The sequence below is a fragment of the Brucella sp. RRSP16 genome (genome assembly GCF_052246815.1).
GTDB classification, from domain to species: domain Bacteria; phylum Pseudomonadota; class Alphaproteobacteria; order Rhizobiales; family Rhizobiaceae; genus Brucella; species Brucella intermedia.
In genome coordinates this window covers 55,736-81,398 of record NZ_JBQQAM010000013.1, presented here as the reverse complement: position 1 = coordinate 81,398, position 25,663 = coordinate 55,736, and the positions used below count along the sequence as shown (strand labels likewise).

The following is a 25,663-nucleotide window of genomic DNA, read 5'->3' as shown; positions in this document are numbered from 1 at the left end:
TTTTGCCTCACGCAATCGAGACGCGGTGGCAACCGCCAATACAGCAATCTGAATCTTGACCAAAAATTCACCGAACCCCGACAAAGCGGCGTCCCATGCATTGACGCCGGTGCCTCATTGATGGTCCCTGCATCCCGGCCCGGTTTCTGTTTTCGGGTCGCCTGTAGATGGTTGGGGCGGATGCCGTAGCGCCTTGCCTCCAACCGCGGTTTGAACCGCCCCTTGCGGGGGCAAGGAATACGGAATTTTCATGTCTCTCCAATCTCTCATCGACAGCATCGCCACCAAGATCAACATCGATCCGCAGCTTGCCGAAAAGCTCGCCGGCTCGGTGTTTTCCGTGCTGCAGCACAGCGCGCCTGAAATCGGCAACAAGATTTTCGCGCTCCTGCCGGATGCGCAGCAGCTCGCCAGCGCCCACGACGTGCTCGCCAACAGCGCCGGCGGCATCATGGGTGCGTTGTCGGGCCTGATGGATAATGTGGCAGGCGAAAAGATGAGCGCGCTTTTGAAAGCTGCGGCCACGCTCCGCTCCAGCGGCCTTTCCAGCGACCAGATCACCGAAGCAGGCGGACAGGTAATCAACTATGTGCGTGACCATGACCCGCAATTGATCGACCAGTTGGTGGCGAATGTGCCCGCGCTGAAGGGCCATTTCGGCCTCTGACACATGGATTTTCTTTTGTGTGCGCTTTCTGCGACGGCGCACACAAAAGCTTGGCCAACCCATTTGTCATTGCGGCCGGTCACGGCTATCATGCCGATATCGAAATCATTTTCTGGTGATGGATGTCTGCTGATACGACGGAAAAGAAGGTTACGCGCGCGCCGCGTCGCCGTACGCCTGCCTATGTCAAATCTCTTCGCGGTGTGAAGAACTGGAAGCAGGCAACCGAATGGCTCGCCTGGCGCGACATCGAAGACATTGAATGCATTACCCCCGATCAAGCGGGGGTTGCCCGCGGCAAGATGATGCCGTCGAAGAAATTCACCTCCAATACCTCGCTGGCATTGCCCTCCGCCGTCTTCATGACGACGATTTCCGGCGATTATCCGGAAGACGGCTACGGCTTCCACTATCCGGAAGATGACGGCGACCTCAAGCTGATGCCGGATCTTTCGACCCTTTCGGCTGTGCCGTGGGAGTCCGATCCGACGGCGCAGGTCATCTGCGATCTGGTCTATCAGGATGGGCGCGCGGTGGAATTCACCCCGCGCAACGTACTGCGCAATGTGGTTGCCGCCTATAACAAGCGCGGATTGAAGCCCGTCGTGGCGCCGGAAATCGAGTTCTATCTGGTTCGCAAGAACCCCGATCCCGATTATCCGCTGACGCCGCCCGTCGGCCGTTCCGGCCGCGCCATTGGCGGTGGTCAGGGCTATTCGATTGCGGGCGTCAACGAATTCGACGAACTGATCGACGATATCTATCATTTCTCCGAAGGTCAGGGGCTGGAGATCGACACGCTGATCCACGAGGAAGGCGCAGGCCAGCTTGAAATCAACCTGCGCCACGGCGACCCGGTGGAACTGGCCGATCAGGTGTTCATGTTCAAGCGCACAATCCGCGAGGCGGCGCTGAAACACGACATGTATGCCACCTTCATGGCCAAGCCCATTCAGGGTCAGCCGGGATCGGCGATGCATATCCACCAGTCCATCGTGGACAAGAAGACCGGGCGCAACATCTTCACCAATGAGGATGGCAGCGAAAGCGAGGCTTTCCGCCATTTCATCGGCGGCATGCAGCGCCATGTGCCGAACGCGCTCGTCATGTTCGCGCCCTATGTGAACTCCTACCGCCGTCTGACGCCGGACGCTTCGGCACCGGTCAATGTCAAATGGGGCTATGACAACCGCACCACGGCTTTCCGCGTTCCGCGCTCCGACCCCAATGGACGGCGTGTGGAAAACCGCATTCCCTCCTCCGACGCCAACCCCTACCTTGCCCTTGCTGCGTCCCTCGCCTGCGGCCTGATCGGCCTTGTGAACAAGATCGAGGCGGAACAGCCTGCGACCACGAGCGTCAACACCAAGGAAATCGACCTGCCGCGTGGCCTCATCGACGCGGTGGAGCTGTTCGAGGAAGACGCCGAACTGCGCAATCTGTTCGGCAGTTCCTTCATGACCACCTATGCCGCCATCAAGCGCGCCGAATTCGAAACCTTCATGGAAGTCATCAGCCCGTGGGAACGGGAGTTTCTGCTGCTCAACGTTTAAGGGAGTAAGGGAGTAAGGGAGTAAGGGAGTAAGCAGATATGCGGGGGCGTGGCTGTGGCAATCAATTCTTATCGCGATATACTTGCGTGGCAACAAGCAATGGAGCTCGTGACGGTCATATACAAATCGACTGACACCTGGCCGAAAGAGGAAATTCATGGCCTTATCGGCCAGATTCGGCGCGCTGCCGTTTCCGTGCCAGCCAATATTGCCGAAGGTTACGGACGCGACACGCGCGGTTCCTACCAGCAGTTTCTGCGTATTGCTCAAGGCTCACTGAAAGAAGTCGAAACTCACTTGCTCATTGCTGAAAGGTTGGGTTTCATCAGAAGCGAGAAAATGGAACCCATAATGGCCAAGAGTGAAAGTGTCGGAAAACTGCTACGGCTTCTGATCCGCAAATTATCGGAAACCTGACATACTCCCCTATTCCCCTACTCCCTTAAACGGAATCGCCCATGCCCTACCAGTCCCCAATCTCGCCCGGCTATTCCTGGTACGAGGCGACCGTTCCGGACCGCCCGCAATATCCGGAGATGGATGGGTCGCGGCAGGCGGATGTCGTTGTCATCGGCGGCGGGTATACGGGGCTTTCGGCGGCTTATCATCTCGCAAGGCAGGGCGTGGACGTCACGCTGATCGACGGCGCGCGGTTCGGGGATGGGGCGTCGGGCCGCAATGGCGGGCAGTTCGGCACCGGCCAGCGCACATGGGCCGAAGACCTCGAAGCCCAATATGGCTTTGAACGCGCCAAGGCCCTCTTCGATGTGGCGGAGGAAGCCAAGGCCCATCTTCTCGCCTTTGCCGACCAGCACGGGATCGACATGGAATATGTGCCCGGCCAGATTTCGGTCGTGCACAAGCCGCGCTATCTGAAATCGTATGAGCGTCACGTCGAGCTGATGGCAAGCCGGTTCAACTATCCGCATCTGCGTCTGCTCGACCGTGGGGAAGCGGCGAGCCTGCTCGGGTCCGAACGGTATCATGGCGGCGTCTATGATGCGGGGACCGGCCACATTCATCCGCTGAAACTGCTGGTCGGAACCGCAAAAGCGGCGCAGGCGGCAGGCGCAAAACTGTTCGAAGACACCAGAGCCACCAAAATCAGCACGGCGAGCGGGCGGGTCGAGGTCGAAACCGATCGCGGAACCATCGTCGCGAAAAACGCCTTCATCGCCGTCAATGCTTACGGTGGGCTGCTGGAGCCGGTCAGCGCATCGCATGTCATGCCGATCCGCTCCTTCATCGGGGCGACGGTGCCGCTGGGCGATGACAGCCCGGTTATTCCGGGCGGTGAATCCATCGACGATTCCCGCTTCGTGGTGCGCTATTTCCGCCGCTCGAAGGACGGCAGGCTGCTTTTCGGCGGGCGCGAGGCCTATACCGCCGACAATCCGCGCGACATCAGCACTCATATTCGTCGCCAGATCGCCGAGATTTATCCGGCGCTGGACAATGTCGAAATCACCCATGCATGGGGCGGTTCGGTCGGCATAACCATGCCGCGCCAGCCCTTCGTGCGCGAGGTCATGCCGGGCGTCATTTCAGCAGGCGGCTATTCCGGCCATGGCGTCATGCTGGCCAACTACATGGGCAAGCTTTATGCGGAAACCCTGGCAGGCAATCGCGACAGGCTGAAACTGTTCGAAGAACTGCGCATCCCCGCCTTCCCCGGCGGTCGCACCTTCCGCTCGCCGCTCCTGTTCCTTGCCCTGTCATGGTATGCATTGATGGACAGGATCTAGGCCGGACTTCTTCACGAAAAAGGCGGGGTGCAGTCGGCACCCCGCCATTCTTACCATCGTCCGGTGCTTCATGTTCTACGCTACGATTGCACCTGCCTTCGCGGCCAGACGCTGATAGGTTTCCTCAACCACGTCCCGCACAGGGAGAATACCGCTCATGCACAACAGCGCATGGATGTGCTGGCGGGCACCTTCATAGCCCATCAACGGCGCATAGGGCTGCATGATGATATTGGCTTCCTCCGGATATAATTCCTGATATTCGGCAAAATTGGTAAAACTCCTGTAGCTGTCGCCGCGCATCAGGTAGGTCTCCACGGCAGCCCCTTCCGCCAGCACGGCATCATGGCTGTCGAGAACGATGTTGTAATAGTCGATCGGCTTGTCCATCGACACGCGCGCGATGCTCTGGCCGTTGACCAGATCCTTGACGCGGATCAGCACGTCATCGATGAGCAGCGCGTGGTTGGGCGAAAGATAAAGGTCGCGCTGCGGTGTTTTCCCGTCGATGGCATGGCGCCTGACGCGGATCGGCATCACGCTCTCGTCCCATTGCGTGCCGCCCTTTCTGTGGCTCTGCCAGCCGACCCACTTGATCGGGCGCGCGTCGCCCCGGACCGTCGTCACAAGATCGCCGACAGATAATGCCTCCACCGCCACCGGGCCGCCGGGCGTTTCGACCAGCGTTCCTTTCAGGAGACAATTGGCGCCGGAGCCTCCGCCGCCCCCGCCATGTCCGCCATGCCACCATTTCGTGCCCAGCGCCTGTGATGGACGGGAAGACACCGTTGCAGCAAACACGCCCAGCGCCGCAACCTTGGCGGCAGTGGCGGCTGTGAGGCCCAGAAAATGCCGTCGCGCACGACTGCGCGGCGAATGCCCGTTCTTGTCTGAAGACATGAATCCCTCCGCTCTTCTCGTTACGGCACCGGCCTGAAAATCAGCGTGGATTTCTAGCAAAGCACGATGCGCAGCTTCAAAATCCGAAGCGTCGTTCCGCGTTGCCCGGACCAGCGGCGCTTCGATGCTTTGCCCCAAGTTACGACTCCGATATTAGCCGATCCCGCCCCCGAAAAGATTCCTGCAATCAGGCCATAAGGCCTCTCGAATAGGTGTAGGTCCTACCGCTAAAGGTGAATTTTTCTGCCGTTGAGAGGCGTTGCCAGCGGTCATTCCTGCTGATCGAGGTTAAACGCTCCCCATGAAAGTGTGATTTGTAACGCGCGTGAAAATAGTATACCCCCCTATTCTAAAAAGGGAGCGTTTCCATGAGCACGCATCACCATGCCGACCATTCCGTGCGTCATCCAGTCTCCGGACACGACCATGTCTTTCTGGGAGAAAACCACCGGCGCAATGAAAAGCGGACCTGGCTCGTTATCGCCATCACGGCGACGATGATGATCGTGGAGATCATCGCCGGAAACCTTTACGGCTCCATGGCACTCACCGCCGACGGCTGGCATATGTCCACCCATGCTGCGGCGATGCTGATCGCTGCCCTCGCCTATGTTTATGCACGCAAACACGCGCATAATTCGCGGTTCACCTTCGGCACCGGCAAGCTCGGCGATCTGGCAGGCTTTGCCAGCGCCATCGTTCTGGCGCTGATCGCACTCCTGATCGGCTGGGAAAGCTTCTGGCGGTTCAGCGCACCGGTCAACATCGGCTTTCAGGAGGCCATTCTGGTCGCTGTCATCGGGCTGGTCGTCAATCTAATCTGCGCCTGGCTCCTGAGGGACGACCATTCGCACCACCATAGCCATCATCACCATGAACCGGGCCACGATCATCATCACGGTCATGACCAGAACCTGCGCGCCGCCTATATGCATGTGCTCGCCGACGCACTGACATCGGTGCTTGCCATCGCGGCGCTTCTGCTGGGCAGTCTTTATGGATGGCTTTGGCTTGACCCGGCGATCGGCATCGTCGGTGCGGTGGTGATCGCACGCTGGTCGTGGGGGCTGATCAAGGACACCGGCTCGACCCTGCTCGACTACCTGCCCGATGGAGAAGACCTGCCGGACGAGATCGCCGAAATCATCAGCCGCGAGGGCGGGGAGATCGCCGACCTGCATGTCTGGCAGCTCGGGCCGGGCCATCACGGCGCCATCGTTTCCATCATCGCGGAGGAGCCGCGAGCGCCGTCCTATTACCGGAACAAGCTTGCTGCAATCCATGATTTGTCGCATGTGACGGTGGAGGTTGAACCGCGCACCGCGTGAATGCCAGCAACATTGCCATGAAGGACCGAAGCGCTCATGACCCATACCATCCGCGAGAAGCAGAAGCTCATCAACCGCGTGCGCCGCATTCGTGGCCAGCTGGAGGGCGTGGAACGGATGCTCGAAGACGAGAAGGGCTGCGCGGAAGTCATGCAGGTGATTGCGGGCGTTCGCGGCGCGGTCAACGGGCTGATGGCGGAAGTGATCGAAGACCATATTCTCATGCATGTGGCCGATGGCGCCCTTCCGCAAAAGGAGCGTGATGAAGGCGCAGGCGAACTTGTCGACGTGGTTCGCGCCTATCTGAAATAAACCACATGTTGACATGCGCCCGAAGCAGGAATAGCTAGACAGCATGAACAAAGCACGCATCAGCACCCGGTCTTATTACGCCCCGCGCACATAGCGGCGGGTTTGCTTTGTCATAGTTCAACCGCCGCATTGCCAGCGGTTGAGTTTCAAGGACAGCGCCTCTGGCCATGCGGCCCTTAAGAGGTCAGTCCATGTCTCGCGACAGAAATCAGCATACGAAAATCGGCATTATCGGCTTTGGTGCATTCGGGCAGCTTATTGCCCGTCACCTGAACCCGTATTTCCGGCTCTATGTTTACGATCCTGCCGCAGAGCCGGAACAGACCGCACTTGTGCACGGTGTTGCCCTGGCCTCCGTGGAGCAGGTTGCGGCCTGCGATATCGTCATCCTTGCAACGCCGGTTGCAACGCTCGAAAGCGTGGTGGATAAGATCGCTCCGCATCTTTGCCCCGGCGCGCTCGTTCTGGACGTAGGCTCGGTCAAGGTCGGGCCTGCCGACATCATGCGGCGTGGCCTTCCCGCGCATGTCGATATCGTCGCCACGCATCCGCTGTTCGGTCCGCAAAGCGCGCGCCACGGCATTGCCGGACTGAAAATCGCCATCTGCCCCGTGCGCGGCACGCGCTTCCACCGCGTTGCGGCCTTCCTGAAAAAGAATCTTTCCCTCAATGTCTTCATAACGACACCGGAGGACCACGACCGCGAGGCGGCGATGGTTCAGGGCCTGACGCATCTGATCGCCCGGGTTCTGGTGCAGATGGAACCATTGCCAACCCGCATGACGACGAAGAGCTTCGATCTTCTGATGCAGGCGGTCGGCATGGTGCGCCACGATGCGCCGGAAGTATTTCAGGCGATCGAACACGCCAACCCCTATGCTCCGCAGGTGCGAAGGCACTTCTTCGCACTGGCCGATCAGATCAATGAGGAGCTGGCGCGCGCGCACCCGATGCCTGCCAGAGAGGAGGCTGCATAATCGCATCCCCCCGACAAATGCCGCTACAGGGGCATTTCGGAAGTCTGCTTGACCGTCTGGCTCGGCACGTCGGTCTTCAGGTTCTGAACGCCCTTGATCCGGCTCAGATATTCCGACTGGAAGCGGCGGTAATCCTCGATATCCGCCGCGACCACCCGGATCATCGCATCATAGTCGCCCAGCATGAAATAGCATTCGAGCACCTGCGGCAGCTTCAGGATTTCCTTGGCGAAGGTCTGCAGCGTCTCCTCGTCCTGCTGGTCCAGCCGGATGCGCGTGAAGAAAGTCAAACCCTTGCCGACCTTGGCCGGGTTCAACACGGCGACATAGCGGTCGATCACGCCCGCCTCTTCCAGAAGCTTCACCCGCCGCAAGCAGGGCGAAGGCGACAGGCCGACCTCGCGTGCCAGATCATTATTGGCAATGCGGCCATCGCGCTGCAGCACGCGGAGAATCCGTTTATCGATCTCATCCAGCTTCATTGGCTTTGAATTCCATTTATGGCGATATCTGTGGCATTTCCTGCCAAACATTGGCGCAAACCGGCGTAATTCGCAACCAAATTGCCGAAGAGAACGGTTATAGTTGCGAAACCTCTCAAGAAAGCCCGCAAGAGACTGACCAAGGGGCGGCCGCGAACCAGCGGCCAGCCACAGTATCTTGCAGCCAGATGAGACGCCCGACGCTGCACAAGCGCCGCCAAACAACCAGACAGAGCGCACCGCTCCAGCAGGAATTCTATGGATATTTCACAGGCCTATGCGCCTCAAAAAAGCAGATCCGGGCGCGGCTCGGAATTCCGTCGCGGGGCCGCAGCCGGTCTGCCGGTTCTGCTTGGCATCATTCCCTATGCGCTGGTGCTGGGCGCGCAGGCGGCTCAAAAAGGCCTCAGCATCGTGGAAGTGCCGCTGATGACCGGACTGAACTTTGCAGGCGGGTCGGAATTTGCGGCCATCCAGCTCTGGACCTCACCGCCGCATGTCCTGCTGATCGTCGCCATCACCTTTCTGGTCAACAGCCGCCACCTGCTGATGGGCGCGGCGCTGGCCCCGTTCATCCGCCATCTGCCCAAGCGCAAGGCATTCGCCAGCCTGTTTCTGATGTGCGATGAAAGCTGGGCGCTCGGCCTTGCCGACGCCAAACGTCGCCAGTCGAAGGGCGTCAATCCGGCCTTGAGCCTCACCTTCTATGCCGGCGTGGCGATTCCTTTCTACCTTGCATGGGTTTTATTCACCACGCTGGGTGCGGCCTTTGGGCCGATGATGGGAGACCTGCGCCCCTATGGTTTCGACATGGCGTTTCCGGCGGTATTTCTGGTGCTGCTGGCGGGCATGTGGAAAGGCTTCGCGGCCGCGCGGCCCTGGCTGGTCAGCCTTGTCGTGGCCGCACTGACCTATCTCACCATTCCCGGCGCCTGGTATGTCGCCGCCGGGGCCTTGTCCGGTCTCGTTGCAGCCTATCTGCTGGCAGGTGAAGAATGATCGATCCGTTAGCTGTTCTGACCATCGTCCTGATGGCAAGCGTCACCTATCTCACGCGGATCGGCGGCTATGTGCTGCTGCGCAACCGTACGCTCAGCAAACGTGCGACGGCGGTGATGGAAGCAGCCCCCGGCTGCGTCCTGATCTCGGTCATCGCGCCCGATTTCGTGTCGGACAAGCCTGCCGACCTGATAGCGCTCGCGATCACCATCTTCGCTGCAACGCGCTTTTCCATGCTGCCGACCGTGCTGATCGGCATTAGCGCGGCGGGGCTTTGCCGCTATTTCATCGGATAGTGGCGCTCCAGTTCAGTGCAAGTGCTTCAGCTTGTCGGGATTGCGCACGACATAAATCCCGACGATCTTTCCTTCTTCGATATCCAGCGCCGTTGTCTGGATTTCTCCATCGGCTTCTTGCGTGATGAAGCCGGGCAACCCATTGATGAAAACCGTGCGCAACAGCGTGGACTGGTTGCCGCTGAAATAGGCGGCCAGTTTCTCGTGGGTCTTCATCACCTCGTCGAAGCCGAAAACAGGCTTCGGGAAAGCCGGGCGCTTGCCGCCGCCATCGGCATGAAGGTTCACATCTGCCGCCAGCATCGCACCAAGCGCTTTCATGTCGCCGCTGCGCGACGCCGTGAAAAAGGCCTGCGCCAGTTCGAGCCCGCGCTGCCTGTCGACCTGAAAACGCGGACGCTCCTCGCGCACATGCTTGCGAGCCCGCGCCGCAAGCTGGCGGCAGGCTGCGGCATCGCGCTGGATGGTCCGCGCTATCTCGTCGAAATCCAGCCCGAAGACGTCGTGCAGCAGGAAGGCCGCACGTTCCAGCGGCGAAAGACGCTCCAGCGCCAGCATCAGCGGCAGGGTGACATCGTCATCCGCCTCTTCTTCCACAACCGGGTCGGGAATCCACGGCCCGAAATAGGTTTCGCGCTGGTTGCGCCCGGATTTCAGGAAATCGAGGCATAGACGGGTGACAGTGCGGCGCAGGAAGGCTTCCGGCTCGCGCACCTCGCTGCGGTCGGCGTTCATCCATCGGATGAACGCCTCCTGCACCATATCCTCGGCATCGGCGACCGAACCCAGCATACGATAGGCAACGCGGATCAGTTTCGGGCGCAGCGGATCGAAGCTTTCGGCTGCATCGCCTTGTGAGGATATGTCGGTCATCAGACGGCTGCCTTTGCGACAGGCTGCTTGGTTTCGGGTTCGAACCAGAGATTGAAGCCGACCGCCATGCGGTTCCAGCCATTGATGATGTTGATCATCAGCGTAAGGTTCACCTGTTCTTCCTCGGAGAACTGTGCCTGCATGGCGCGGCGTGCTTCTTCCAGATCGTGGCCTTGTGACAGGCGGGTCAGCGCGTCGACCCAGCCCAGCGCCGCACGCTCGCGCTCAGAATAGCACGGTGCTTCGCGCCATGCCGACAACAAATAGATGCGCTGTTCGGTCTCGCCCAGCGAACGCGCCTCGACCGTATGCATGTTGATGCAATTGGCGCAGGCATTGATCTGCGACGAGCGGATTTTGACGAGTTCGATCAGGCTCGCTTCCAGACTGGAGGCGATGGTCATCGAAGCGGCCATCCAGGATTTCATCGTGGCGGGGGCAACGTTGAACGGGTTGAGCAGAGGGGTCATGGTATCGTTCCTTTTGGTTGAAGGGCTTTCGATAGACATGACGAGCGGGCAATGCCGAATGTGACATGAGACAGAAAAAAATTTGAGCGCCTGGCGTTCTGGCGCTTATGCGATGGAGCAAGTCTCCCCCGTAGAGCGACGAAGGAAAAGACGCACGAGCAGGCCCCACGATCGGCATTGCATGTTTTGACTGGACAATTGGACTGCTGCATCTGGATGTTTACGCGGGTCTCCTCCCCGTTGCGATGGTATCTCCCTTTCGCTGTTCTCTTCGCACCTGCCGCCACCTTCCCGGCTTTTCATTGCCCGGCACGCTGCTTCGCCCCCGCCTCTTTCTCCGTTTCCCAATCCGTCCCTCCTTTTCTGTTATCCTCGGCCCGATCTCCTCACCGTGTCTCCCCTTCCTGAAACAACAGTTGCGTTCCTCGTGATGCCGGGCGGCAAAGAACATTTTTTGCGCTCCGGTGCTCGCGTATCCTTAACCCCGCTCCCCTCCGTGCTCGAAAATCGCTCTGTTCGCCACGACCTGATGAATGTGCAACTGTAGTGCTAGCTTTTCACCCGCGTTGACAACATACCAACTGGTCGGTATTGTTTGGAGAACAAGGCGGAGATTGCATCGGAAAGCCCGGCTTGCATTTGAAGTGATGTTGAGGAGGAACCATCATGACGAAAACGCCTTCCAGCGGCGACAGTCCGCCACGTCCTATCATCACCGCATTTGAAAATTCTCCCGATCGCGGCCGAGGGATGGCGCGGGACATGCCCGTTCGATGGGCGCTTGAAGAGACCGGGCGGGACTATGATATGCGCCTCGTCTCGTTTGAGGCGATGAAAGCCCGCCCCCACCTCGATCTTCAACCCTTCGGGCAGATACCGACCTATCAAGAGGGCGATCTGGCGCTGTTTGAATCCGGCGCGATCGTGCTTCATATCGCGGAGCAGAACCCCGGTCTTCTGCCGGATGACGCCAATGGCCGCGCACGCGCCATCACATGGATGTTCGCTGCGCATAACACCATCGAACCGGTAATCGTCGAACGGGAAATGGCCGGTTTTGTCGAACGGCAGGAAAGCTGGTACGAGCAGCGCATGCCGATCGTGGAAGCGCGTATCCGCAAAAGACTGGACGCACTTTCCGCCTGTCTGGGCGATAATGACTGGCTTGAGGGCGCATTCAGTGCCGGTGATCTTTTGATGGTGTCCGTACTGCGGCGGCTGAAGAGTTCAGGCATATTGAACGACTATCCGAACCTTGCCGCCTATGTCGCGCGCGGGGAGGCACGCGCGGCTTTCAAGCGCGCATATGACGCCCAGCACGCGGTTTTCCTCGCCGCATCGAAAGATTGAGCCTTTCTGCTGCCATCTATCCGCAGTCGAGTTCGCTCAATATCCATTCCCTGAATGCGCGGATTTTTGGCGTGGTGCGGCGGGATTTGGGATAGACCAGCCAATAGGCGCGACCATCGTCGCCGAGAATGTCGAAGGGCTGGATAAGCTGGCCGGTGGCGATTTCCATCTGGTGGAAAGCGGGCGTCAGGATGCCGACGCCCTGCCCTGCGGCAGCCGCCCGCCCTTCAATGTGCTGCGCTCCAAGCCGGTTCTGCGTATTGCCCGGTAATTGCGGGTTTTCGATCCCCGCCGCCTCGAACCAGATTTTCCACCAGGGGTCGCTCGCGTCGATGATCTTGAGCCGTAGCAGGTCGGCAGGTTCCTTCACCCCGCCGATGGTTGCGGCCAGAGCCGGGCTCAGCATCGGCGTGAAACTCGCCTTGATGAGCTGATGCGCTTCCAGTCCCGGCCATTTGCCGAAGCCGCTTCGGATCGCGATATCGACATTGGTCGTCGCGAAGTCGATCAAGCTGTCGGACGTGTCGAGCCTGACCGCAAGCGATGGATGCCGCATCTGGAACGAGCCGAGCCGATGCGCCAGCCAGTTGGCGGCAAAGGTGGCCAGAACGCTGATCGACAGGGTGCCCTCCGCATCCTCCCGCAGGCTGGCAAAGGCATTGCGCATCGTCTCGAAGGCTTCCGTGATGGAAGGCGCCAGACATTTGCCAAGTTCCGTCAGTTCCACCTGTCGCGGCATACGCAGAAACAGGGGCGCGCCGACGCGCTCCTCCAATATCTTGATCTGATAGCTGACCGCAGCCTGCGTCATGCCCAGCTCCGCCGCAGCGCGGGTGAAACTTGCATGGCGGGCGGCGGATTCAAAAACGCGAATGGCCGATAAAGGGGGAAGCGCTGTCGTCATGATGCATAAGTTTTCCTTATGCACACTACTCGATGTTCGATTGGAAAACAAAGGTTTTCCGGCGCATAGCTATAGGCAGAATTTAACAGGCGGCTGCCTCCCACAGCCGCTTCATCCGATAGGTGAGATCATGAAAAACCTCGATTCTGCCTGCACGACCGCCACGGCCTCCGCGATCAGCCACGCAACGGAAAGCGGCTGGAGCGCGCTGTTTTCACGCCTGTTTTCGTTCAGGCGCACCCGTATCACCATCAACGAATATTCGCCGGAATATCTCTTGCGGGATATCGGCATCGGTGATGGGCGCACGCAATATTATTCGCGAGACGGGCATAAGCTGCCCGAATGGCGGTGACCCCTGTCACGCGCTGATGACGGCAAAGCCGCGCGCCTTGAGGCCGCGACGGTCCTCGTGGAGATTGCTGACGAGGCGGCTGCGGCTTCCGTCCAGATGCGCGCCCATCAGCGCCGTCGCCTTTTCGGCATTTCCTTCGCGCACCGCGTCGAGAATGGCGCGGTGTTCGGCCCATGCGCGGGCGAGCGCCGCCTCGTCGCGCACCTCCAGCCAGCGCGCCCGTGAGAGGCGCTGCATGGCATCGCGCACGCCACGGCTGAGAAACTCGTTGCCGGAAAGCCGCGCCAGCTCGATATGAAAATCCATGCCGATCCGGTGCCATTCCTCGCGCGAGGTGTCGGCGTCGCAACTGTCCAGCATGGCCGCAATAGGCTCCACGCCGCTGCGATCTTCCAGCGCGCAGGTCAGCTTTAACGCGGCGATTTCCAGCGCCTCGCGATAGACGCCGATCTGTTCGATCTCGCCGAGATTGATTGGCGAAACCGTCCAGCCGCGCCCTTCGCGGCAGATCAGCCCCTCCGCTTCCAGCCGCAGAAGTGCCGCCCGGATCGGTGTGCGCGAGGCGGCAAACTGCGCCTCGATCCAGCGTTCGGTCAAACGCTCGCCCGGCCCCAGTTCCAGGCCGAGGATCATGTCGCGAAGCTGCGTTTCAACCTGCCTCATCTGTGACATCGGCAACCATTCTCCGTTTTAAGGCAGCGCCCCGATTGACAAGTCGTTTCGACAGGCGCATTCATGCATACCGTTTTGGTATCCCAAAATGGAATACATTGCAATCGCGAGATATGACATGAGCACCGCCCAAGCCGCTGCCGACGATGAGACCGCAGCCTGCCAGGAAAATGTGACCGCCGAAGACAACCCGGAACGCTACTGGAAGCAGAACCTGCTGATCTGCCTCCTCGGTTCCTTCACTACGCTCATAGCCATGTCGCTCCTCCTGCCCTTCCTGCCGCTCTATGTGGAACAGCTGGGTGTCGCGGATCATGCGGCGATCGTGCAATGGTCGGGCATCGCCTATGGCGCGACCTTTCTGGCCGCAGCCTTCGTCGCGCCGCTGTGGGGCAAGCTCGGCGACCGTTACGGACGCAAGCTGATGCTGATCCGCGCCAGCCTCGGCATGGCCATCGCCATGTCGCTGATCGGCATGGTGACGAGCGTGTGGCAACTGGTGGCGCTGCGCCTGTTCGTCGGCATTGCGGGCGGCTATTCGTCCGGCTCCATGATCCTCGTCGCCACGCAGACGCCAAGGGAAAAAACCGGCTGGGCGCTGGGCGCGCTTTCTGCGGGCATCATGGCGGGCAATCTGGCAGGCCCGCTGCTCGGCGGCGCATTGCCGCCGCTGATCGGCATCCGCGCAACCTTCTGGCTGGCGGGCGGCGTGATCTTTCTCACCTTTCTGGCCACGACATTTCTGATCCGCGAAGAGCGCAAGCCGCCCAAGCCGACGAAAGAGCAGAAGGCGGAATCCATCTGGGCAGCCGTTCCCGACAGGAAACCGGTTATCGCCATGCTGGTGACGGGCATGCTGCTGCTTTTCGCCAATATGTCGATAGAGCCGATCATCACCGTCTATGTGATGCAGTTGATGGACGACCAGACGAAAGTGACGCTAATTTCCGGCGTGGTGATGGCGGCTGCCGCACTCGGCAGCATCCTGTCGTCATCGCGGCTCGGTCGCCTTGCCGACCGCATCGGCCATACGCGCGTCATCATCGGCGCGCTGTCGATTTCCGCACTCCTGTTGATCCCGCAGGCCTTCGTGACCGAAGCCTGGCAGCTGATCGGCCTGCGCTTTCTGATGGGGCTGGCACTGGGCGGCCTCCTGCCCTGCATCAGCAGCGTCATAAGGCACAATGTCCCCGACCGTGTGGCGGGCGGCATTCTCGGGCTTTCCGTCTCGGCGCAATATGTCGGCCAGGTTGCCGGGCCGGTCGCGGGCGGCTTTGTCGGCGGTCACTTCGGCATGCGCTCCGTGTTTCTCGGCACATGCCTGATCATGATGCTCGGCGCATTTTATAACTGGACCGTGCTGCGCAGGAACCCGTAATTCTGTCATGGACCGAATCCCCCAACCATGGCGGAACCAGCATGACAGCACATATCTTCACGCCCTTTGAAACGCTCGCCGAAAGGCTGCTGCCTCATGCGCTCGAACATGGCGAGGACGGGTCGCACGACCTGTCCCACCTTGCCCGCGTCTGGAAGAATGCAGCCGCCATTCAGCGTCATGAAGGCGGCGATGCGGAAGTGCTTTGCGCCGCCGCCCTGCTGCATGATTGCGTGAGCGTGGAAAAGAATTCGCCCGACCGAAACCGCGCTTCGCGTCTGGCGGCAGAAAAGGCGACGGGGCTGCTGCGCGATCTCGGCTGGAATGAAGCGAGCATCGGCCTTGCCGCCCACGCCATCGAGGCGCACAGTTTTTCGGCGAATATCGAGCCTGTCACGGTGGAAGCGAAAATATTGCAGGATGCCGACCGGCTCGATGCCATCGGCGTCATTGGTGCAGCGCGGTGCTTCTACATTGCGGGCCGCATGGGCAGTGCGCTTTACGACTGGCGCGACCCGCACGCCGAAAACCGCCCGCTGGACGACAAGCGTTTCGCGCTCGACCATTTCCGCACGAAACTGTTCGGCCTTGCCTCCGGTTTCAAGACGGAAACCGGAAAGCTCATGGCAGCCGAACGGCACAGGCGGCTGGAAGCCATCTTCGATGACTTCCTCGCCGAAGCCAACGGCTAGATTGGTAGATTGTGGTTATGGTGAGCATGAGCACCGGAGGCGCAAAACAACGCCATTTGCAGGCCGCCAGAGCTGCAATCTCAGATTGAGTAACCGCCGTCGATATTGAGTGCCGTCCCCGTCACCATCGACGCGGCGTCCGAGGCCAGCCAGAGAGCGGCTTCCGCCACATCGTCGGGCGTCGAGAACCGGTCGAGCGGAATGGTCGCCTTGAGCGCTGCCCGCGCTTCCGGCGTATCCTCCTCCAGAAACAGCTTCAATGCCTCACCCTCGCTTTCGGCAGGGCAGATGCAGTTGACGCGGATGTTCTTTTCCGCCAGCTCCAGCGCCATGGCCTTGGTCGCGCTGATGATCCAGCCCTTGGAGGCGCTGTACCAGACCAGCCCCTTGCGCGGACGCAGCGCAGTTGCGGAAGCCGTGTTGATGATGACGCCGCTGCCCTGATGCTCCATGATCGGCACCACGATCTGGGTCGAATAATAAAGCGCCTTCATGTTGACCGCGGCGATCAGATCGAAATTGTCCTCCGTGACTTCCGTCAGCGGCATGTTTCGATGTGTGAAACCGGCATTGTTGATCATGATGTCGATGGAGCCGAATGCTTCAAACGCCGCGCGCGCCACGCGCTCCATGTCGTCCTTGCGCGAAACATCGGCCTGCACGGCAAGGCCGTTCTTGCCGATCTCGGCGAGTTCATCCTCAACATGCTTCACGTTCACATCGGCGAGAACGACCTTGGCACCCTCGGCTGCAAATCGGCGCGCCATGCCTGAACCGAGCAGCCGACCGCGCGTGATGATTGCGACCTTATCCTGCAGCCTCTTCATGTCATTCTCCTTTGGCATAACCAAGATACCGTCCAACTTGGCCAAATCACTTGAATCCAGATTGTTTGTTCCAATATGGCCTTAAGATGAACATGTCATGTGTGCACAAGCCGTTAATCCGTCAATTATCGCAGGATGCTTTCACTTTCGCGGGAATGCGGCATTGCGACTGTTGAATTTAAATCGATTAGATAATAGACAAGGGCAGCGTTAAAATCGCATGCTGCCCACAGGCAGACTGATTTGCGCAAGAAGAGAAGAGAGCGATAGATGACCAGCCAGACAATTCCGGTAGAGCCCTTCGACTGCATCGTGTTCGGCGGTTCCGGCGATCTTGCCGAACGCAAGCTCATCCCGGCGCTGTATCAGCGTCAGCGTGCAGGCCAGCTCACCGACCCGACGCGCATCATCGGCGCATCGCGCAGCGCCATGACGGATGACGAATACCGGCAGTTCGCACGCAATGCCATCCATGAGCATGTGAAGCCAGAGGAAGTCGACGAGAAGGAAGTCGACGGGTTTCTCGCCCGCCTCAGCTATGTGGCTGTCGATGCCAAGTCGGAAGAAGGCTGGGATGCACTCAAGACCCTGATCGGCAAGAAGCCGGAAAAGATCCGCGCTTTCTATCTCGCCGTCAGCCCGACGCTGTTCGGTGATATCGCCACTCGGCTGAAAGCGCATGGGCTAATCACCCGCGACACGCGCATCATCGTGGAAAAGCCGATCGGTCGCGATCTGGAATCCGCCATGGCGCTCAACGACACGCTCGGCAGCGTTTTCCGCGAAGACCAGATTTTCCGCATCGATCACTATCTCGGCAAGGAAACCGTGCAGAACCTGATGGCGCTGCGCTTTGCCAATGCGCTTTATGAGCCGTTGTGGAACTCCGCCCATATCGACCATGTGCAGATCACCGTCGCCGAAGCGGTCGGCCTGGAAGGACGCGCCGGTTATTACGACAAGGCGGGCGCGCTGCGCGACATGGTGCAGAACCACATTCTCCAGCTTCTCTGCCTTGTTGCGATGGAGCCGCCTTCATCGGTCGAAGCCGATGCGGTCCATGACGAAAAGGTCAAGGTTCTGCGCTCCTTGAAGCCGATTACCAATCTCAATGTCGAAGATGTGACGGTGCGCGGCCAATATCGCGCCGGTGCCTCGGCGGGCGGGCCGGTGCGCGGCTATCTGGAAGATCTGGAAAGCGACACCAGCAATACCGAAACCTTTGTGGCGCTGAAGGCCGAAATCGCCAACTGGCGCTGGGCTGGCGTACCCTTCTACCTGCGCACCGGCAAGCGGCTTGCCACGCGCGTTTCGGAAATCGTCGTTACCTTCAAGCCGATCCCGCATTCGATCTTTGGCGAAAGCGCCGGCAAGGTGATCGCCAACCAGCTCGTCATCCGGCTCCAGCCCGATGAGGGCGTGAAGCAGTGGCTGATGATCAAGGATCCGGGTCCGGGCGGCATGCGCCTGCGCCATGTGCCGCTGGACATGAGCTTTGCCGAATCCTTCAGCGAGCGCAATCCGGATGCCTATGAACGCCTCATCATGGATGTGGTTCGCGGCAACCAGACGCTGTTCATGCGGCGCGACGAAGTTGAAGCCGCATGGCGCTGGGTCGATCCGATCCTGCAGGGTTGGGAGTTGAACAGCCAGCCTGTGCAGGGCTACACGGCAGGAACATGGGGGCCGTCATCGTCCATCGCGCTCATCGAGCGTGACGGGCGCACATGGCACGAAAGCCTCTGATTTCTGTCTTGGAAGGGAATGGAATGAGCATCGAACGGCACGATTTCACCAGCGGAACAGAACTGGCGCAGGCGCTCTCCGAAGCCATTGCGAACAAGCTGAATGCCGCCATCGCTGAACGGGGACAGGCGACGCTCGCCGTCTCCGGCGGCACCACGCCGCTCAGGCTGTTCGAAGTGCTCTCCCGCAAGATGATCGACTGGAACCTTGTTACGATCACACTTGTGGATGAGCGTTTCGTGCCCGTCGAAAGCGACCGCTCCAACGAAAAGCTGGTGCGTGAGCATCTTCTGCGCGACCATGCGGGCGTGGCAAGGTTCGTCGGCCTTTACAATCCGGCAGCGACCGCTGAAACGGCGGCGCTTGCCGCCGCCAGCCGCATCGATGCGCTGCGCCGTCCTTTCGACGTGGTGGTGCTTGGCATGGGCAATGACGGGCATACCGCCTCCTTCTTTCCGGGTGCGGACCGCCTCGATCAGGCGATCAACCCGAAAACCCGGGCGCTCGTGCTGCCCATCCATGCCGAGGGTGCTGGTGAGAAACGCCTGACCCTGACCCTTCCCATCATCGCCGAAGCCGAAATGCTGGTTCTGCATATCGAAGGCGCCGCCAAGCAGGCAACGCTGGAAAAGGCGCTTTCCGGCGATGACGAGAATGAAATGCCCGTGCGGGCTGTCTTCCATCATGCCCGCACACCGATCCAGCTTTACTGGAGCAGCTAGAGCGCATCCCGAAAAGTGGGAACCGGTTTTCGGAAAAGATGCGCGATAAAACAAACAGATCGAGCATTTCCAGCGATTCATCAAAAACAGGAAATGCTCTGGTTATATCGGCAAAGGTGACACCCATGCCCACCGAGACGGCGCATAAACGCATTCAGGAAATCACCGCGCGCATTCGCGAACGGTCCAAGCCGACGCGCGAAGCCTATCTTGGCCGTGTGCGTGAGGCTGCATCCAACAAGCCGAAGCGGGCGGTGCTGGGCTGCGCCAACCTCGCGCATGGATTTGCCGCCTGCGGTCCGCACGATAAGGCGGCGCTGACCGGCGACGAGATTCCGAACCTCGGCATCATCACCGCCTATAACGACATGCTGTCGGCGCATCAGCCGTTCGAAACCTTTCCGCAGCTCATCAAGCAGGCTGCGCGTGAAGCAGGCGGCGTGGCGCAGGTTGCAGGCGGCGTGCCCGCCATGTGCGATGGTGTCACGCAAGGGTTCGCGGGCATGGAACTGTCGTTGTTCTCCCGCGAAGTGATTGCGATGGCGACCGCCGTCGGCCTGTCGCATGATATGTTCGATGCCGCCGTTTATCTCGGCGTCTGCGACAAGATCGTTCCCGGCCTCATCATCGGTGCGCTGGCCTTCGGCCACCTGCCCGCCGTGTTCGTGCCTGCCGGGCCGATGACCAGCGGCCTGCCGAACGACGAAAAGGCCAAGACCCGCCAGCTTTATGCCGAAGGCAAGGTCGGGCGCGCCGAATTGCTGGAATCGGAGTCGAAATCCTATCACGGCCCCGGCACCTGCACTTTCTACGGCACGGCCAATTCCAACCAGATGCTGATGGAAATCATGGGCCTGCATCTGCCGGGCGCATCCTTCATCAATCCGGGAACGCCGCTGCGCGACGCCTTGACCCGCGAAGCGGCAAAGCGTGCGCTGGCGATCACCGCGCTCGGCAATGAATACACGCCGGTCGGCGAAATGCTGGACGAGCGTTCCTTCGTCAATGGCGTCATCGGTCTCAATGCGACCGGCGGTTCCACCAACCATACCATCCACCTGATCGCCATGGCCGCCGCCGCCGGCATCAAGCTGACATGGCATGATATTTCCGAGATTTCGGACGTGGTCCCGCTGCTGGCGCGTGTCTATCCGAACGGTCTTGCCGATGTGAACCATTTCCATGCCGCTGGCGGCATGGGCTTTCTCATCCGCGAGCTTCTCGATGGCGGCATTCTGCATGAGGATGTGCGCACCGTCTTCGGCGAAGGTCTGCGGCCTTACGCCATCGAGCCGAAGCTTGGCGCTGACGGCAATGTCGTGCGCGAGCCGGTGCCGGAAAAAAGCGGCGACGACAAGGTTCTGGCGAAGATTCACGCGCCCTTCCAGCCTACCGGCGGCATCAAGGTCCTGACCGGCAATATCGGCAATGCGATCATCAAGGTTTCCGCCGTGAAGCCGGAACGTCAGGTTATCGAAGCGCCCGCCAGGGTATTCAACGATCAGGCGGAAATGCAGGCCGCGTTCAAGGCGGGCGAGCTGACCGGCGATTTCATCGCCGTGGTTCGCTATCAGGGCCCGAAAGCCAATGGCATGCCGGAACTGCACAAGCTGATGACAGTTCTGGGCATCTTGCAGGATCGCGGCCAGCGTGTCGCCCTTGTCACCGATGGCCGCCTGTCCGGCGCATCGGGCAAGGTTCCCTCTGCCATCCATGTCACGCCGGAAGCGCTTGATGGCGGCATCATCGGGAAAATCCGCGACGGCGATGTTATCCGCCTCGATGCCGTCAACGGTACGCTGGAAGCCTTGACCAATATCGCCCTGCTGAACGATCGCGGCGAGGATCGCCCCGATCTTTCCGGCAATGAACATGGCATGGGACGCGAATTGTTTCGTGCTTTCCGCCAGATCGCCGGTCGGGCTGACGAAGGCGCTTCGGTGTTCTGAAAAGGCCGGAAATGAAATTAAGGCAAAACAGTGATTTCAGCTGTTTTGCCTCTCAAACCATCAAAACCGGAATGAAACTGCACAAAAAGCGCAGTTCAATTGTGTCAAAAAACTGGCTTTTTCACGCCAGCAGTGCGGCAAGCCGAGGTGAGCGTGTTCGCCATGAGCATGGCGATGGTCATCGGACCGACGCCGCCCGGAACCGGGGTGATCGCTCCGGCGACCTTTTCGGCTTCCGCGAAATCGACATCGCCGACCAGTCGCGTCTTGCCTTCGCCCCTTTCAGGCGCCGGAATGCGATTGATGCCGACATCGATCACTGTTGCGCCCGGCTTGACCCAGTCGCCCTTGACCATCTGCGGGCGTCCGACCGCCGCCACCAGAATGTCCGCCGTGCGGGCAATCGCGGGCAGGTCTTTCGTGCGGCTATGCGCTACCGTAACCGTCGCATTGGCGGCGAGCAGGAGATTGAACATCGGCTTGCCGACAATGTTGGAACGCCCGATCACCACGGCATTGAGCCCCGAAAGATCGCGGCCATGCACGCGCTCGATCATGATCATCGCGCCCGCTGGCGTGCAGGGTACGAAAGCCGTTTCAACCTCGCCGGTGCCAAGCTTTCCGACATTGATGAAATGGAAACCGTCGACATCCTTGTCGGGGGAAATGGTCTGGATCACCCGGCCTGAATCAATGTGCCTGGGCAGCGGCAACTGCACCAGAATGCCATGGATGGCGGGGTCGTTGTTCAGGCTCTCGATCAGGTCGAGAAGCTCGCGCTCCGACGCCGTTTCCGGGAGGTCATGCTGAACGGAGTGAAAACCGCATTCCTTGGCCTTGCGGCTCTTGGAAGCGACATAGACCTGGCTTGCCGGGTCTTCGCCGACAATCACCACTGCAATACCGGGCACAATGCCGGTTGCAGCCACGAGCTTTTCGGTCTCGGTCTTCACCGTGGAAACCACATCCTCGGCGAGCTTCTTGCCATCAATCAATTGGGCCATAGCGAGCGCTCCGTTCATTCGGGATTGTCTGGGAAATACACGACATATTTTCCGCACACATGCCCATAAGCGTCATGACGCCCGATGACAATTGGCGAATGCGCGACAATGCAGGATTTTATGGCAGGATTTTATGAAATTTCAGAACGCCGGGTCATGTCAGAGCCGCGAAGCACGGGACGAACGCACCTCGTCGATGGCACGACCGAGGGCGGTGTTTTCCCTCGGTCGGCTGACGCCTTCATTCTCGGCTTCCCACCGCGCATTGGCCTCGCGGATTACGGCGGCAAGACGCGTCTCGCCGTAGGTTTCAAGAACCTCTTCCGGTTCAGCTTCCATCTTTGACGGCGACCGAGGCTTGCGACCGGCCAGCGCCATGGAAAGAAGGCCAAGCAGGAAACCGCCCCCAAAGCCAAGGGCGATGATCCACTGCGGCGGGAGATCGCGCGGGTTCGGTTCAGCAATGGCCGGCGCTACAATCCGCACCGTCGCCGCGGAACCAGCGGAGGCCGGTTCACCGCGCGCCGCACGCATCTGCAAATCTTCAAACAGCGCCTGCTTCGCCGCTGCATCGCGCTCCAGCATTTGCAGGCGGGCTTTGTCTTCGTCCGTGGCGGGCGTCGAGCCGAAACCGGCAATGGCGGCGGCTGCTTTTTGTTCACGTTCGACCGCATTCTTAAGATCGGCCTGCAAGACGCTGCGCTGGCTTGAAATCTCCGTCGCGATCTGGGCCTCGATCTGCTTCGCTTCGCCCCCCTGCCCCGCTGTGCGATAGCGCTCCACCAGCGCTCCGAGGGCTCCCGAACGCATGCTTTCCGGCACGCCCTTGCGGACGAGACTTTCGGCGCTGGCCCCATTCAGGCTGTTGGCCTCGGCTGCGATCCGCGCCGTCTCGGCCTTGCTGTCGGCGAACTCGCGCTGAAGCGCGGCCTTGTTGTTGTCATCGCCGAAATCCCGGCTCATACGAAAGGCATTTGCCGCCTGCCGTGCCGCTTCGGCATCCGCTTCCAACCGTTGCAGTCGCGCCGGAAGGTCGCCTTCAGGCCCGCCCGGCGAAGCGCCGCCCTGCAGATGATCGCGAAACGCCTGCGCAACGGCATTGGCGAGAAGTGCCGCCGTTTCCGGCTTGTCTGCCGTCGCTTCGACATTCACCGTCCCGCTGTCCAGCGCCTGCGTGAAATCGAGGCGCTGGCGCAGCAATTGCGCGCCCGGCAAGTGGGGCCATGCAACTGCGGGAGACCGCAGGTCTTCGGGCAGCAGTCGGGTCAGGCGAAAACGCAGTTCCTCCAGAACGGATGGGGCACCGAGGTCGGTGGCACGTTCGATACGCGCCATCTGCGCGGCCCGCTCAAGAACGGCATTGGAGGCAATTTCGCTGCGCCGCTCCGGCGGGAAGACCTGCATGGAAGCCGTAGCCGCATATTGTGGCGGCACCAGAAAGGCATAGGTAGTTCCGATAATTCCGCCCAGCAGCGTGAAACCGGCCAGAAGCCCCCAGCGCCGCCTGCGACGGGGCAATTTCACCGGCTGGCTTTCAGGCTTTGAAGCGGTTGTGGGAGTTTGCGGCACTGGTTGCGCCCTGGCCGCCGCACCATCGAGATTGGCCTGCAAGGCCTCACGCACGGCGTACATCCGGCCTTGCATATCGGCCTTCGGATCAATGGAGCCATCATGTTCGGCGTCCAACAGTTCCTGCTTGCGGCGAAGCAGTTCCTCCCGGCGTCTTTGATGTTCGCGCTCTTCAGTATCCTGAAATCCACGGAACGAGGAAGCAGGGTGCAGGAATTCCGGCGCATAGGCCAGAAGCGGACGGCCAGCCGCACGTTTCCCCTCTCTGTCCCTCTCCACCATCGTTCCGTCCCGATTGCACCCTGTTTATTGATCCAGATTAATATTCATCATGGCAAATAAACCGTTAAAATTGCAATTATATACGTTGATTCATGCAGATAAATCAGGAGGCCCGCATGAACGCCGAAACGGAATACGCCATCGATCCAGACCGGCTGCACGGCATCATTCGATTTATCCAGAATGCAGAACGACTGAAAAGCACATTACGTTCCGGCCATACCTCTCAAGGCCGACCGGAAAGCACCGCCGAACATAGCTGGCGACTTTGCCTGCTGGTATCGCTGTTCGACCGGGAACTGGGCGATTGCGACCGGCTGAAACTCATCAAGATGTGCATCGTCCACGATCTGGGCGAAGCGATTTCGGGCGATGTGCCCGCCATCCATCAATCCGCCGATGACGGGCGAGCCGAGCGCGAAAGAGCCGACCTCATGACGCTGTGCGAGCCGCTGCCGGACGATCTGCGCACGGAAATCATCGAGCTTTGGGCGGATTATAACGAAGGCGGCTCACCGGAGGCGATCTTCGCCAAGGGCTTCGACAAGCTTGAAACCATGATGCAGCACAATATCGGGCTCAATCCGCCCGATTTCGACTATGCTTTCAACCTGGGTTACGGCGTGAGGCAGACCGCCCGCCACCCGCTGCTGCGCCGGTTCCGCGAAATCGTGGACGGTGAAACCCGGCGCAATGCAGAGCGACAGTCGTAAAGCGGTTCCGGTTAAAACAGAGCCGCTCTAACTATTTGTTTCATAGCATTATCCAACGCATCGAAGCGGCATAAGAAATCAGTCCAGTGAACTGATTTCCCCGCATAGACGTTTCACACTTTTGCTGGAAATGCTCTAACTCAAGGTCGCGAAATGGCGCAGCGTGAAGGTGATCTGATAAACCAGCGCAACGGCAGCAAAAGCCGCATGATAGCGCCTGTCGCCCCAGTACACGGCAATCAGGCTGAACAGGATGAAGCAGGCGACCTGTATGGGATATTCGATGCCGTAGACCCGGTAGTGATCGGCGCCCTTCAACAGCGTGTCGATGAAATCGGCGACATAGACCAATGCCAGAATGCCGAAAAACCACTTGCGCCGGGAAATGAAGTAATCGCGGTAGCCGGTATATTCCTCCATGCTGTCGGGAAAGAGCAGCGTGCAGAGCAGGAAATGGAGACCGGCGTAGAAAATCACGAAGAGATACTTCTCGAAGGTCCAGAGCTGAATGGTGCGCAGGCCGAATTCGAACCACCAGAAATGGATGACCGAAAGCAGGATGAAACCCACCCAGGCCAGATGGACCGGATAAATCTTCTGCTTGCCCGGATGCTGGATGAACCGCGCCAGTCCTGTCAAAAGGCGGGAAACGCACAAGCCGAGGATCATGCCTATGATGATGCGGACATGGCCGAAAGCTTCGGCTGGCGGCACGCCCGTTGTCAAAGCCGGATCCATTCTTCCCCTCCGAAACTCCACTCAATTCAGGCTCATAGTGCGCGATATAGCCTGATCGATCAATGATTTAACCTTAGAAACACGTGGATAGGCCGCATATGCTTGCGCAGTCCGGCGAGGCGGCGCTATACCATGCTCCAAACGAACTCCAAGGGTGGAA

At 59.9% G+C, this 25,663-nt stretch carries 27 protein-coding genes; 17 read left to right on the top strand and 10 right to left on the bottom strand.

The window, feature by feature from the left end; translation table 11 throughout:
• The first annotated feature begins 250 nt into the window (after positions 1-250).
• The 4 genes from ACS5UA_RS18995 (at position 251) to ACS5UA_RS18980 (ending at position 3,965) form a co-directional block, all read left to right on the top strand.
• On the top strand, positions 251-667 hold the full coding sequence (locus tag ACS5UA_RS18995; protein WP_021587386.1) for a DUF2267 domain-containing protein: 417 nt from the start codon (positions 251-253) through the stop codon (positions 665-667).
• A 122-nt stretch (positions 668-789) separates the two neighbouring features.
• Positions 790-2,220, top strand: coding sequence for a glutamine synthetase family protein (locus ACS5UA_RS18990; RefSeq protein ID WP_006469280.1), 1,431 nt, complete (start codon positions 790-792; stop codon positions 2,218-2,220).
• A gap of 54 nt (positions 2,221-2,274) precedes the next feature.
• Positions 2,275-2,637: a four helix bundle protein gene (locus tag ACS5UA_RS18985; RefSeq protein ID WP_025091029.1), complete on the top strand. Its 363-nt coding sequence runs from the start codon at positions 2,275-2,277 to the stop codon at positions 2,635-2,637.
• A gap of 41 nt (positions 2,638-2,678) precedes the next feature.
• A complete protein-coding gene (locus tag ACS5UA_RS18980; protein ID WP_075041844.1) occupies positions 2,679-3,965 on the top strand; it encodes an NAD(P)/FAD-dependent oxidoreductase in 1,287 nt (428 codons plus the stop codon).
• Positions 3,966-4,040: 75 nt separating this feature from the next.
• Here ACS5UA_RS18980 and ACS5UA_RS18975 read toward each other — a convergent pair whose 3' ends face one another.
• Positions 4,041-4,865, bottom strand: coding sequence for a Hint domain-containing protein (locus ACS5UA_RS18975; protein ID WP_075041914.1), 825 nt, complete (start codon positions 4,863-4,865; stop codon positions 4,041-4,043).
• Between the two features lie 368 nt (positions 4,866-5,233).
• Here ACS5UA_RS18975 and dmeF point away from each other — a divergent pair, with 368 nt between their 5' ends.
• The 3 genes from dmeF to ACS5UA_RS18960 all read left to right on the top strand — a co-directional run bounded on the left by dmeF (position 5,234) and on the right by ACS5UA_RS18960 (position 7,482).
• Complete coding sequence (dmeF, locus tag ACS5UA_RS18970) at positions 5,234-6,193, top strand: CDF family Co(II)/Ni(II) efflux transporter DmeF (protein ID WP_075041843.1); 960 nt, start codon at positions 5,234-5,236, stop codon at positions 6,191-6,193.
• A 36-nt stretch (positions 6,194-6,229) separates the two neighbouring features.
• Complete coding sequence (locus tag ACS5UA_RS18965; protein WP_021587391.1) at positions 6,230-6,505, top strand: metal/formaldehyde-sensitive transcriptional repressor; 276 nt, start codon at positions 6,230-6,232, stop codon at positions 6,503-6,505.
• A gap of 191 nt (positions 6,506-6,696) precedes the next feature.
• Entirely contained in the window at positions 6,697-7,482 is a 786-nt protein-coding gene (locus tag ACS5UA_RS18960) for a prephenate dehydrogenase/arogenate dehydrogenase family protein (RefSeq protein ID WP_063620268.1), read from the top strand.
• A 23-nt stretch (positions 7,483-7,505) separates the two neighbouring features.
• Here the strand turns inward: ACS5UA_RS18960 and ACS5UA_RS18955 are convergent, their stop codons facing one another.
• Positions 7,506-7,964, bottom strand: coding sequence for an Lrp/AsnC family transcriptional regulator (locus ACS5UA_RS18955; protein WP_006473061.1), 459 nt, complete (start codon positions 7,962-7,964; stop codon positions 7,506-7,508).
• Between the two features lie 258 nt (positions 7,965-8,222).
• On the opposite strand from ACS5UA_RS18955, the gene ACS5UA_RS18950 reads away from it, so the two are divergent.
• Both ACS5UA_RS18950 and ACS5UA_RS18945 read left to right on the top strand, forming a co-directional pair.
• Positions 8,223-8,963, top strand: coding sequence for an AzlC family ABC transporter permease (locus ACS5UA_RS18950; protein ID WP_006473062.1), 741 nt, complete (start codon positions 8,223-8,225; stop codon positions 8,961-8,963).
• On the top strand, positions 8,960-9,259 hold the full coding sequence (locus ACS5UA_RS18945; protein WP_063620269.1) for an AzlD family protein: 300 nt from the start codon (positions 8,960-8,962) through the stop codon (positions 9,257-9,259). Before ACS5UA_RS18950 ends, ACS5UA_RS18945 begins: the two co-directional genes overlap by 4 nt.
• A gap of 12 nt (positions 9,260-9,271) precedes the next feature.
• Here the strand turns inward: ACS5UA_RS18945 and ACS5UA_RS18940 are convergent, their stop codons facing one another.
• Both ACS5UA_RS18940 and ACS5UA_RS18935 read right to left on the bottom strand, forming a co-directional pair.
• Entirely contained in the window at positions 9,272-10,132 is an 861-nt protein-coding gene (locus ACS5UA_RS18940; RefSeq protein WP_063620270.1) for a sigma-70 family RNA polymerase sigma factor, read from the bottom strand.
• Positions 10,132-10,602 (bottom strand): carboxymuconolactone decarboxylase family protein, encoded by a 471-nt coding sequence (locus ACS5UA_RS18935; RefSeq protein ID WP_063620271.1) that lies wholly within the window; start codon positions 10,600-10,602, stop codon positions 10,132-10,134. Before ACS5UA_RS18935 ends, ACS5UA_RS18940 begins: the two co-directional genes overlap by 1 nt.
• Before the next feature lie 666 nt (positions 10,603-11,268).
• On the opposite strand from ACS5UA_RS18935, the gene ACS5UA_RS18930 reads away from it, so the two are divergent.
• The gene (locus tag ACS5UA_RS18930; protein ID WP_075041842.1) at positions 11,269-11,952 is read left to right on the top strand and encodes a glutathione S-transferase family protein; all 684 of its coding nucleotides are present in this window, start codon (positions 11,269-11,271) and stop codon (positions 11,950-11,952) included.
• Positions 11,953-11,968: 16 nt separating this feature from the next.
• On the opposite strand, the gene gcvA is transcribed toward ACS5UA_RS18930, so the two are convergent.
• Positions 11,969-12,856: a transcriptional regulator GcvA gene (gcvA, locus tag ACS5UA_RS18925; RefSeq protein ID WP_063620273.1), complete on the bottom strand. Its 888-nt coding sequence runs from the start codon at positions 12,854-12,856 to the stop codon at positions 11,969-11,971.
• Positions 12,857-12,986: 130 nt separating this feature from the next.
• On the opposite strand from gcvA, the gene ACS5UA_RS18920 reads away from it, so the two are divergent.
• The gene (locus ACS5UA_RS18920) at positions 12,987-13,211 is read left to right on the top strand and encodes a hypothetical protein (RefSeq protein WP_063620274.1); all 225 of its coding nucleotides are present in this window, start codon (positions 12,987-12,989) and stop codon (positions 13,209-13,211) included.
• A 6-nt stretch (positions 13,212-13,217) separates the two neighbouring features.
• On the opposite strand, the gene ACS5UA_RS18915 is transcribed toward ACS5UA_RS18920, so the two are convergent.
• Complete coding sequence (locus tag ACS5UA_RS18915) at positions 13,218-13,883, bottom strand: GntR family transcriptional regulator (protein ID WP_006473066.1); 666 nt, start codon at positions 13,881-13,883, stop codon at positions 13,218-13,220.
• 118 nt (positions 13,884-14,001) lie between these two features.
• On the opposite strand from ACS5UA_RS18915, the gene ACS5UA_RS18910 reads away from it, so the two are divergent.
• Together ACS5UA_RS18910 and ACS5UA_RS18905 are read left to right on the top strand one after the other, a co-directional pair.
• On the top strand, positions 14,002-15,261 hold the full coding sequence (locus ACS5UA_RS18910; RefSeq protein ID WP_063620275.1) for a multidrug efflux MFS transporter: 1,260 nt from the start codon (positions 14,002-14,004) through the stop codon (positions 15,259-15,261).
• 41 nt (positions 15,262-15,302) lie between these two features.
• The gene (locus ACS5UA_RS18905; protein ID WP_063620276.1) at positions 15,303-15,953 is read left to right on the top strand and encodes an HD domain-containing protein; all 651 of its coding nucleotides are present in this window, start codon (positions 15,303-15,305) and stop codon (positions 15,951-15,953) included.
• Between the two features lie 80 nt (positions 15,954-16,033).
• Here ACS5UA_RS18905 and ACS5UA_RS18900 read toward each other — a convergent pair whose 3' ends face one another.
• Positions 16,034-16,780, bottom strand: a complete 747-nt coding sequence (locus tag ACS5UA_RS18900) for a glucose 1-dehydrogenase (RefSeq protein WP_443101633.1) — start codon at positions 16,778-16,780, stop codon at positions 16,034-16,036.
• Positions 16,781-17,050: 270 nt separating this feature from the next.
• On the opposite strand from ACS5UA_RS18900, the gene zwf reads away from it, so the two are divergent.
• From zwf to edd, 3 genes are all read left to right on the top strand, one after another.
• On the top strand, positions 17,051-18,526 hold the full coding sequence (gene zwf, locus ACS5UA_RS18895) for a glucose-6-phosphate dehydrogenase (protein WP_006469298.1): 1,476 nt from the start codon (positions 17,051-17,053) through the stop codon (positions 18,524-18,526).
• Between the two features lie 23 nt (positions 18,527-18,549).
• Positions 18,550-19,248: a 6-phosphogluconolactonase gene (gene pgl / locus ACS5UA_RS18890; protein ID WP_021587394.1), complete on the top strand. Its 699-nt coding sequence runs from the start codon at positions 18,550-18,552 to the stop codon at positions 19,246-19,248.
• Positions 19,249-19,373: 125 nt separating this feature from the next.
• Complete coding sequence (edd, locus tag ACS5UA_RS18885) at positions 19,374-21,197, top strand: phosphogluconate dehydratase (RefSeq protein ID WP_025091016.1); 1,824 nt, start codon at positions 19,374-19,376, stop codon at positions 21,195-21,197.
• Positions 21,198-21,301: 104 nt separating this feature from the next.
• On the opposite strand, the gene folD is transcribed toward edd, so the two are convergent.
• Complete coding sequence (gene folD, locus ACS5UA_RS18880) at positions 21,302-22,201, bottom strand: bifunctional methylenetetrahydrofolate dehydrogenase/methenyltetrahydrofolate cyclohydrolase FolD (RefSeq protein ID WP_025091015.1); 900 nt, start codon at positions 22,199-22,201, stop codon at positions 21,302-21,304.
• Between the two features lie 159 nt (positions 22,202-22,360).
• Positions 22,361-24,052: a Wzz/FepE/Etk N-terminal domain-containing protein gene (locus tag ACS5UA_RS18875; RefSeq protein WP_443101632.1), complete on the bottom strand. Its 1,692-nt coding sequence runs from the start codon at positions 24,050-24,052 to the stop codon at positions 22,361-22,363.
• A gap of 116 nt (positions 24,053-24,168) precedes the next feature.
• Here ACS5UA_RS18875 and ACS5UA_RS18870 point away from each other — a divergent pair, with 116 nt between their 5' ends.
• On the top strand, positions 24,169-24,765 hold the full coding sequence (locus tag ACS5UA_RS18870; protein WP_063620278.1) for an HD domain-containing protein: 597 nt from the start codon (positions 24,169-24,171) through the stop codon (positions 24,763-24,765).
• 135 nt (positions 24,766-24,900) lie between these two features.
• Here the strand turns inward: ACS5UA_RS18870 and ACS5UA_RS18865 are convergent, their stop codons facing one another.
• A complete protein-coding gene (locus ACS5UA_RS18865; protein WP_063620279.1) occupies positions 24,901-25,503 on the bottom strand; it encodes a hypothetical protein in 603 nt (200 codons plus the stop codon).
• Between the last annotated feature and the right edge of the window lie 160 nt (positions 25,504-25,663).

Coding starts and splice junctions, on each gene's coding strand:
- ACS5UA_RS18995 (WP_021587386.1), top strand. CDS start 251: ATGTCTCTCCAATCTCTCATCGACAGCATCGCCACCAAGATCAACATC.
- ACS5UA_RS18990 (WP_006469280.1), top strand. CDS start 790: ATGTCTGCTGATACGACGGAAAAGAAGGTTACGCGCGCGCCGCGTCGC.
- ACS5UA_RS18980 (WP_075041844.1), top strand. CDS start 2,679: ATGCCCTACCAGTCCCCAATCTCGCCCGGCTATTCCTGGTACGAGGCG.
- ACS5UA_RS18975 (WP_075041914.1), bottom strand. CDS start 4,865: ATGTCTTCAGACAAGAACGGGCATTCGCCGCGCAGTCGTGCGCGACGG.
- dmeF (WP_075041843.1), top strand. CDS start 5,234: ATGAGCACGCATCACCATGCCGACCATTCCGTGCGTCATCCAGTCTCC.
- ACS5UA_RS18965 (WP_021587391.1), top strand. CDS start 6,230: ATGACCCATACCATCCGCGAGAAGCAGAAGCTCATCAACCGCGTGCGC.
- ACS5UA_RS18960 (WP_063620268.1), top strand. CDS start 6,697: ATGTCTCGCGACAGAAATCAGCATACGAAAATCGGCATTATCGGCTTT.
- ACS5UA_RS18955 (WP_006473061.1), bottom strand. CDS start 7,964: ATGAAGCTGGATGAGATCGATAAACGGATTCTCCGCGTGCTGCAGCGC.
- ACS5UA_RS18950 (WP_006473062.1), top strand. CDS start 8,223: ATGGATATTTCACAGGCCTATGCGCCTCAAAAAAGCAGATCCGGGCGC.
- ACS5UA_RS18945 (WP_063620269.1), top strand. CDS start 8,960: ATGATCGATCCGTTAGCTGTTCTGACCATCGTCCTGATGGCAAGCGTC.
- ACS5UA_RS18940 (WP_063620270.1), bottom strand. CDS start 10,132: ATGACCGACATATCCTCACAAGGCGATGCAGCCGAAAGCTTCGATCCG.
- ACS5UA_RS18935 (WP_063620271.1), bottom strand. CDS start 10,602: ATGACCCCTCTGCTCAACCCGTTCAACGTTGCCCCCGCCACGATGAAA.
- ACS5UA_RS18930 (WP_075041842.1), top strand. CDS start 11,269: ATGACGAAAACGCCTTCCAGCGGCGACAGTCCGCCACGTCCTATCATC.
- gcvA (WP_063620273.1), bottom strand. CDS start 12,856: ATGACGACAGCGCTTCCCCCTTTATCGGCCATTCGCGTTTTTGAATCC.
- ACS5UA_RS18920 (WP_063620274.1), top strand. CDS start 12,987: ATGAAAAACCTCGATTCTGCCTGCACGACCGCCACGGCCTCCGCGATC.
- ACS5UA_RS18915 (WP_006473066.1), bottom strand. CDS start 13,883: ATGTCACAGATGAGGCAGGTTGAAACGCAGCTTCGCGACATGATCCTC.
- ACS5UA_RS18910 (WP_063620275.1), top strand. CDS start 14,002: ATGAGCACCGCCCAAGCCGCTGCCGACGATGAGACCGCAGCCTGCCAG.
- ACS5UA_RS18905 (WP_063620276.1), top strand. CDS start 15,303: ATGACAGCACATATCTTCACGCCCTTTGAAACGCTCGCCGAAAGGCTG.
- ACS5UA_RS18900 (WP_443101633.1), bottom strand. CDS start 16,780: ATGAAGAGGCTGCAGGATAAGGTCGCAATCATCACGCGCGGTCGGCTG.
- zwf (WP_006469298.1), top strand. CDS start 17,051: ATGACCAGCCAGACAATTCCGGTAGAGCCCTTCGACTGCATCGTGTTC.
- pgl (WP_021587394.1), top strand. CDS start 18,550: ATGAGCATCGAACGGCACGATTTCACCAGCGGAACAGAACTGGCGCAG.
- edd (WP_025091016.1), top strand. CDS start 19,374: ATGCCCACCGAGACGGCGCATAAACGCATTCAGGAAATCACCGCGCGC.
- folD (WP_025091015.1), bottom strand. CDS start 22,201: ATGGCCCAATTGATTGATGGCAAGAAGCTCGCCGAGGATGTGGTTTCC.
- ACS5UA_RS18875 (WP_443101632.1), bottom strand. CDS start 24,052: ATGGTGGAGAGGGACAGAGAGGGGAAACGTGCGGCTGGCCGTCCGCTT.
- ACS5UA_RS18870 (WP_063620278.1), top strand. CDS start 24,169: ATGAACGCCGAAACGGAATACGCCATCGATCCAGACCGGCTGCACGGC.
- ACS5UA_RS18865 (WP_063620279.1), bottom strand. CDS start 25,503: ATGGATCCGGCTTTGACAACGGGCGTGCCGCCAGCCGAAGCTTTCGGC.